Source organism: Bradyrhizobium sp. P2_E8 (assembly GCF_056403875.1).
In genome coordinates, this window is record NZ_JBFUES010000375.1 from 1 (window position 1) to 6707 (window position 6707).

At 67.1% G+C, this 6707-nt stretch carries 4 protein-coding genes; 1 reads left to right on the forward strand and 3 read right to left on the reverse strand.

The features are described from left to right. The coding region (locus AC1D00_RS20805; RefSeq protein ID WP_477011958.1) for a cache domain-containing protein at positions 1 to 1747 on the reverse strand (1747 nt) is incomplete at its 3' end. 247 nt (positions 1748 to 1994) lie between these two features. Beyond that, the gene (locus AC1D00_RS20810) at positions 1995 to 4085 is read right to left on the reverse strand and encodes an AsmA family protein (protein ID WP_477011959.1); all 2091 of its coding nucleotides are present in this window, start codon (positions 4083 to 4085) and stop codon (positions 1995 to 1997) included. A gap of 237 nt (positions 4086 to 4322) precedes the next feature. On the opposite strand from AC1D00_RS20810, the gene AC1D00_RS20815 reads away from it, so the two are divergent. Then, positions 4323 to 4997 (forward strand): Crp/Fnr family transcriptional regulator, encoded by a 675-nt coding sequence (locus tag AC1D00_RS20815; protein ID WP_135178948.1) that lies wholly within the window; start codon positions 4323 to 4325, stop codon positions 4995 to 4997. A gap of 15 nt (positions 4998 to 5012) precedes the next feature. On the opposite strand, the gene AC1D00_RS20820 is transcribed toward AC1D00_RS20815, so the two are convergent. Then, on the reverse strand, positions 5013 to 6707 hold a 1695-nt coding region (locus AC1D00_RS20820), incomplete at its 5' end, for an efflux RND transporter permease subunit (RefSeq protein ID WP_477011960.1).

The window sequence follows — 6707 nt, forward strand, 5'->3', positions numbered from 1 at the left end:
CGCCGAGCTGGGTCTTGACGCGCTCCTCCAGCGATTTGTTCCAGTCCTTGAGCTGCTCGGTCTGCACGCGCAGCTTGTCCGCCTGGGCGCGCACGGTCTCGTGCGCCGCCTCCAGCGCGTGGCTCTTGTGATCGACCTCGGTGAACAGGCGCGCATTGCGCATCGCCAGCACGGCCTGGTTGGCGAAGGTGCGCATCAGGCCGATGATGCTGCCGGCGAACTCGCCGCCGGCGCGGCGCAGCACCACCAGCGAGCCGAGCGTGCCCTGCTGGTCCACCAGCGGCACCACCAGCACCGAGCGGAAGCCGGCATCGATCGCGACGTCGCGCAGCGGCTGCTCGGCCGCGTGGTCGAGATCGGCTAGCGCGATCGGCTCGCCGCTACCGGCGGCATCGCTCAGGATGTTCTCGCCTTCGTCGATCGTGACGTGGGCGCCGTCGGCCGATTTGTCGATCCCGTTGGATTCGACCAGGTTGAAGCGGCGCCTCTCGGCATCGAAGCCGTAGATCAGCACCGCGTCGGCATGGGTGATCTCGATCGCGTGCGCGGCGATCGTCGGCAGCACCGCGTTGAGATCGAGCGAGGAGGCGACCGCGCGGCCGACCTCTTCCAGCACCTTGAGCTCGTTGATCGACTGCGCGAGATCGCGGGTGCGCTCCTCGACCTTGGTCTCCAGGTTCGAATAGGTCTCCTGGATCTGAACGGCCATGCGGTTGAACTGGCCGGCGAGGTCTTCCAGCTCGTCGGAGGTGTGCACGTCGATGCGATGGCTGAAATCGCCTTCGCCGAGCTTGTGCGCACCGTCGCGCAGCGCCGTGATCGGAATGATCATGCGGCGGGCGAGCAGGGTGCCGGCGAGGATCGCGACCATCAGGCCCATGCCGATCAAGAGCGCGATGCGCACCAGCTGGTCGCGGATCGGCGTCAAGGCCTGCGTGGTCGGCTGCTCGAACATCACGCTCCAGCCGAGTTTCGGCACGGTGCTCGCGGCTGACAGCACCGAATGGCCGTTGAAGTCGGTGCCGGAGGTGTCGGGCTCGCGGCCGGGCGAAATCGCGGCAGCCACCTGCGGCAGCTTCGACAGGTCCTTGCCGACATCGGGGCCTTTCGCGGACGTTGCCAGCACGCGGCCGCGCGGATCGACCACATAGGCAAAGGCCGCCTTGCCGACCTGGGCGTCGGACAGCAATTCGGAGAGGAAGCTGAGATCGATCTCGGCCACGGTGACGCCGGCGTTGAAGCCGGAATGCGCCACCGAGATCGACATGAACGGGGTCCGGTCGGAGAACCAGGCCGGCGCGTAGCTGACGCCGCGGGCGACGGTGTCGGTGAAGCGCATGTCGCGGGAGAGATCGGCGTTGCCGCCGGTCGTGGTCGACTGGCGCGAGACGCGCAGCACCTCGCGGCCGTCGCCGTTGAGCTGGAACAGCTGGTTGACGACCGCGACCTGGTGCAGGAGCTGGGCGTAGTCGGCGCGGCGCTTCTCGAGGGTGTCCTGGCTCGCGCGGGTCACCCAGCTGATCTGGCGCTCGAGCTCGGAGATGGACTGTTCCATGCGCCGGGCAACGGCCTGGGCCTTGTCCTCCAGCCCGTCGGCCAGCTGCGTCTTGGTGGCGCGATAGGAGATCCAGGTCTCCATCGCGCCGTTGACCGCGAGGACGAACACGACGAGGCCGACGAGGGAGACGACGTATTTGGCGAACAAGCCCTCGCGCAGAAACCGTGTCTTGTCGTTCGCTCCCGCCATCCGGATCCTCTCGCGCCGCCATCGACGCCGGCGCTACGGCCCGTACGGGCCCCGCCGCCCTTCTATCACAATTTGGGCCAAGGGACGTGCGGGGACCGGTCGACCGGCCAGCGTGGTTACCCGCTGTGGGCGCCGGGTCGGGCCGAAAGGGTGGTGAATTGCCGCAGCCTCCTCCGTTCGGAGGAAGCAGGCAATGGCGAAGCCGAGGTAAGGGATCGGCGTGAAGTCCAGTCCGTTGGTCCGCCAATCATCGATTAAAGAGCTGCCGCAGCACGTCATTCATCGGCTGGCTGTCCTGCTGCGCCATCGGCGGCGCGTCCGGGGCCGGGGGCGCCGGCGAGGCCTGCGGTGCCGGTGTGGATGGCGTTGCGGGCAGGCCGCGGCTGCGGCCGCTGCCAGTAGCAGTCCCAGTGCCAGCGCCAGCGCCAGTGCCAGTGCCGGTTGCAGCTCCGCTGGAAAGCCCCTGCTGGATCAGATTGCCGATCGCCTCGCCCAGCGGGCCGCCGAGCAGATTGTTCTGCCCCGGCTGCTGGGTTTGCGGATTGGCGTTGCCGCCCGCATTGCCGCCACCCGGCGCGGTGGTGCCGCCGAGGCCGAGGCTGCCCAGGATATTGCCGAGCCCGGCGCCATCAGGCCCGAACAGGCCTTTGCCTATCTCGCGCAGCTTGGCATAGGCGGCGTCCGGATTGTCGAGCATGCCGGCCATGTCAGGGTAGATCCGCGGTTGCGACCAGCTGCCCTGGATCATCACGGGGATGCCGAAGCCGACCGGCTCGGAGGCGCGGCCCTGGCCTTCGGTGGTCATCACCAGTTTCGGCTCGACGCGAAAGCCCATCATCTTGGTATCGAGCGCGATCGTGCCAGCGCCGGTCACGCGCACCAGCGGCCCGATCAGATTGAGATCGGTCGTCACCGCCTGTCCCTTGTCGATGCGGAAGGAGGCCGAGAGCTGCGACAAATCCGTGCTCTGGTCCTGGCTGGAGTTCTGGTTCTCTTGCCAGCCGGACAGCGTGCCCGATGTCAGCGAGCGGATCATCTGCGCGACGTTGATGCCGCGGATGGCGCCGTCCTGGAAATTGACGAAGGCCGTGCCCTGCATGTTCGCCATCAAGGCGCGCTGGCTGGTGCCGGCGCTGCGCAATGCGAGCTTGGCTTGCAGCTTGCCGTCGATGCGGTCGAATTCGGCAAGGCCCTGGAGCAGCGGCAGCGCGCGCACGCCGACGAGGTCGGAATGCATGGCAAAGCTCGGCGCGCCGCTGGTCGCATCCAGGATCACCTCGCCGGAGACCTGGCCGCCATAGGCGCCGAGATTGGCAGTGCCGGCCTTCAGCACGCCGCCGGCGAGCTTTGCATCGAGCGCCAGCGGCGCAAGACGCGCATCGCCGATCACGGCATCGTTCGCGGAGATCCTGATTTGCGCATCGACATAATTGAGGCCGGACACGTCGATCGGCGCATTGCTCCAGGGTTGCCCGGACGCGCCGTCCGGCGATTTCGCCAGCGGAATCGCGAGCCGCTGGAAGTCGAGATCGACCTTGACCAGGGGCTTGCTCGCGATGTCGACCGAGGCCCAGCCGTTGAACGTGCCGTCGCCGAGGGTGCCGTTCACGCCGTTGATCATCACGACATCGCCGCTCAGCCGCATCTCGGCGTGACCCGCGAGCCGGGACTTCAGCACATCAGGCATGTCGATGGCGAAATCCACCGGGATCGTCGGCCGGTCGGCTGGCGGCGCCGGCGTCGTCGCCTTGATGTCGAATCTGGTCGGGTGCTCGCCGACGCGCGCGGTGCCGGTGATGTTGACCTTGCGGTCGCGATCAACGATCGCGTCGGCGTTGATGGCGCTGATGCGGCCCTCGACGCGATCGCGCACGCGCGCGAATGCGACCTCGCCGTCGGTGATCTTGACGCGGTCGATGGTCGCGCCATCCGTGTCGAGCGCGAGCGGCTTCGACGCGGCACCGGGGTTGGGCAGGCGCTCACGCAGCAGCGGCTGGTAGAGCACGGGACGGGTGACGACGAGCTCGCTGATCTTCGGGCGGCCCGACCAGACGCTCGCGAGCGACATGTCGGCCTGCAAGCTGTCGACCGTGAGGCGCGTGATGCCGCTGCGGTCCTTCGGATCCTGAAGCGTGAGATCGTTCAAGGTGACGTTCAGCGTCGGCCACAGGCTGATCCTGGTGGTGCCGTCGATCGACAGGCGATAGCCTGTCGCGCTCTCGACCCGCGACGCAATCGTCGAGGTCAGGAAGCCCGATGGGATCCCGACCACGAGGAGAACCGCGATCACGATGATGATAGCGGCGACCGCGGCGCCGGCGAATTTCACTGCTCTCATGTCGACTTTCCAACGACGGACGCACGGTGCCGAACCCGGGCCGCTCACCCGCCCTATGTGCGTGAGTTTATCCCGGGACGGGAAGCCGCTCCAAGCGGTCAAAAATAGTCAGGGGGTGCTGCAAAGTTATGTGACTTATGACACACTTCTCCGGCGCGGTTTTACGCGATTCTGGAGGTTGATGGTTCCAGCCGATTTGCCGGCGAAATTGGCACGTAAATTCACAAGGAAGTTGAAATGAGCAAGCAGGCCGAATTTGCGGTCATCCTGAAGATGAACCCGATGTTCGCCGATCTCGGCGCAGACGAGCTCCAGCGGCTGTCCAATCTCTGCCATACCCAGCATCTGGCGAACGGCGAGGTGCTGTTCCAGAAGGGCGATGCCGGGGACGGGCTGTTCGGCGTGCGCCGCGGCCAGGTCCGCATCGAGACCGGCGCCTCCGACGGCAGCCGGCTGACGCTGAATTTCATGGGGCCGGGCGACCTGTTCGGCGAGGTCGCGGTGCTGGACGGCCAGAACCGCACCGCGGACGCGACCGCGGGCGAAGCCAGCGAATTGTTCGTGCTGCGGCGGGAAGACTTTCTCGCCTTCCTCGAGCGCGAGCCGAAGGTCGCGATCAAGATCATCGCGCTGCTGTGCCAGCGCATCCGCTGGCAGAGCGAGCGCATGGAAGAGTCCATGTTGCAGCCGCTGCCGGTGCGGCTGGCGCGGCGGCTCTGCGCACTCGCCGCCGATTTCGGCTCGGAGGTGCACATCTCGCAGGAGCAGCTCGGCGTCTTCGTCGGCGCCGCCCGCGAGAGCGTCAACCGCCAGCTTCAGGCCTGGCGCAAGGACGCGATCCTGGATCTTCAGCGCGGCCGCATTTTGCTGAGGAACATGACCAAGCTGACGGCGATCGCGCGGAACGAGTAGGGGCTCGCGCGACCCCTACTCCGCCGCCGGGTGCACGATGTTCTTCGGTGCCGGCTGTGCCGGCGAAGCTTCGTGATGACCGGGGACCTCCGCGTCCTCGCTGTGCACGATCAGCCGCTTGCCGAAGCGCCAGATCAGGGCGCCGAGATCGTCCATCACCATGAACATCGCGGGCACGAAGACCAGCGACAGGATGGTCGAGAAGATCAGGCCGCCGATCACCGCGAGCGCCATCGGCGAGCGGAATTCGCCGCCGGCGCCGACCGCGAGTGCGCTCGGCATCATGCCGGCGGCCATCGCGATCGTGGTCATCACGATCGGGCGGGCGCGCTTCATGCCGGCGTCGATCATCGCTTCGTCGCGTCGCTTGCCGTCGCGGATCGCCTCGATGGCGAACTCCACCAGCATGATCGCGTTCTTGGTGACGATGCCCATCAGCATCAGGATGCCGATCCACACCGGCGTGGTGAGCTGCTTGCCGGTGACGAGCAGGGCCGCGATGGCGCCGCCGATCGAGAGCGGCAGCGAGAACAGGATGGTGATCGGCTGGAGGAAGGTGCCGAACAGCAGCACCAGCACGGCATAGACCATCATCAGGCCCGCGGTGATCGCGGTGGCGAAGCCGTCGGACAGCTCGTTCAGGCTTTCGGCGTCGCCGGAGGGTGAGACCTTCACGCCCTTCGGCAGGCTCTTCATCACCGGCAGCTCGTTGATCTTCTTGGTGGCATCGCCGAGCGCCGCGGAGCCGACGAGGTCGGCGGCAACGGTGGCCTGGCGGTCCCGGTCGTAGCGGTTGATGCTGGTCGGACCCTGGTCGAGCTTGACGTCGGCGATGACCGAGAGCGGCACGCCGCCCTTCTCGCCGTGCTCACCGAGCGGCACGCGCAACTGCTCGAGCGTCTTCAGGTTGCCGCGCGCGGCGTCCTCGAGCTGCACGCGGATCGGCACCAGGCGATCGCCGACGTCGAACTTGGCGAGCGCAGGGYCGACGTCGCCGATGGTGGCGACGCGGATGGTCTGCGACAGGCTTTCCGTGGAGACACCGAGGCGCGCGGCGAGATCGGCGCGCGGCTCGATGCGCAGCTCGGGCCGCTCCAGCGTGGTTTCCGAAATCACGTTGGAGATGGTCGGGATCCGCTTCATCTGCGTCGCGAGCTCGCTGGCGACGTTGTTGACGATGTTGGCGTCGACGCCGGTCACGACCAGCGAGATCGCGCGCAGGCCGTTTTCGTCGAGGAACCAGAAGCGGATGTCGGGAATGTTCTCCAGCTCCTGGCTGATCGAGAATTCCAGCTCGCGCTGGGTGATGTCGCGATCGCCCTTGGGCGTGTAGTTGATGATCAGGGCGGCGCGCCGGACTTCCTGGGTGCCGGGTGGTACGCGCCCGCCGTCGACGAAGATGCTCTTCACCTCGGGCCGCTTGCGCAGCCGCGCGACGATGTCCTCGGTGACCTTTTCGGTGTAGGCGAGTTGCGTTCCCGGCGGCAGYTCGAGGGCAAGCAGCGAGCGCGCGCTGTCCTGCGCCGGCAGGAAGCCCTGCGGCAGCAGCGTGATGCTCCAGATCGAGGCGGCGAAGATGCCGAAGCCGATCAGCACCGTGATGAAATAGTGCTTCACCGACCAGGCCACGATCCGGTGATAGGACCGTAGCACGCGGCCGGGCGGCGGCTCCTCGTGATGGCCGTGTTTGAGGAAGTAGGCGGCCAGCAC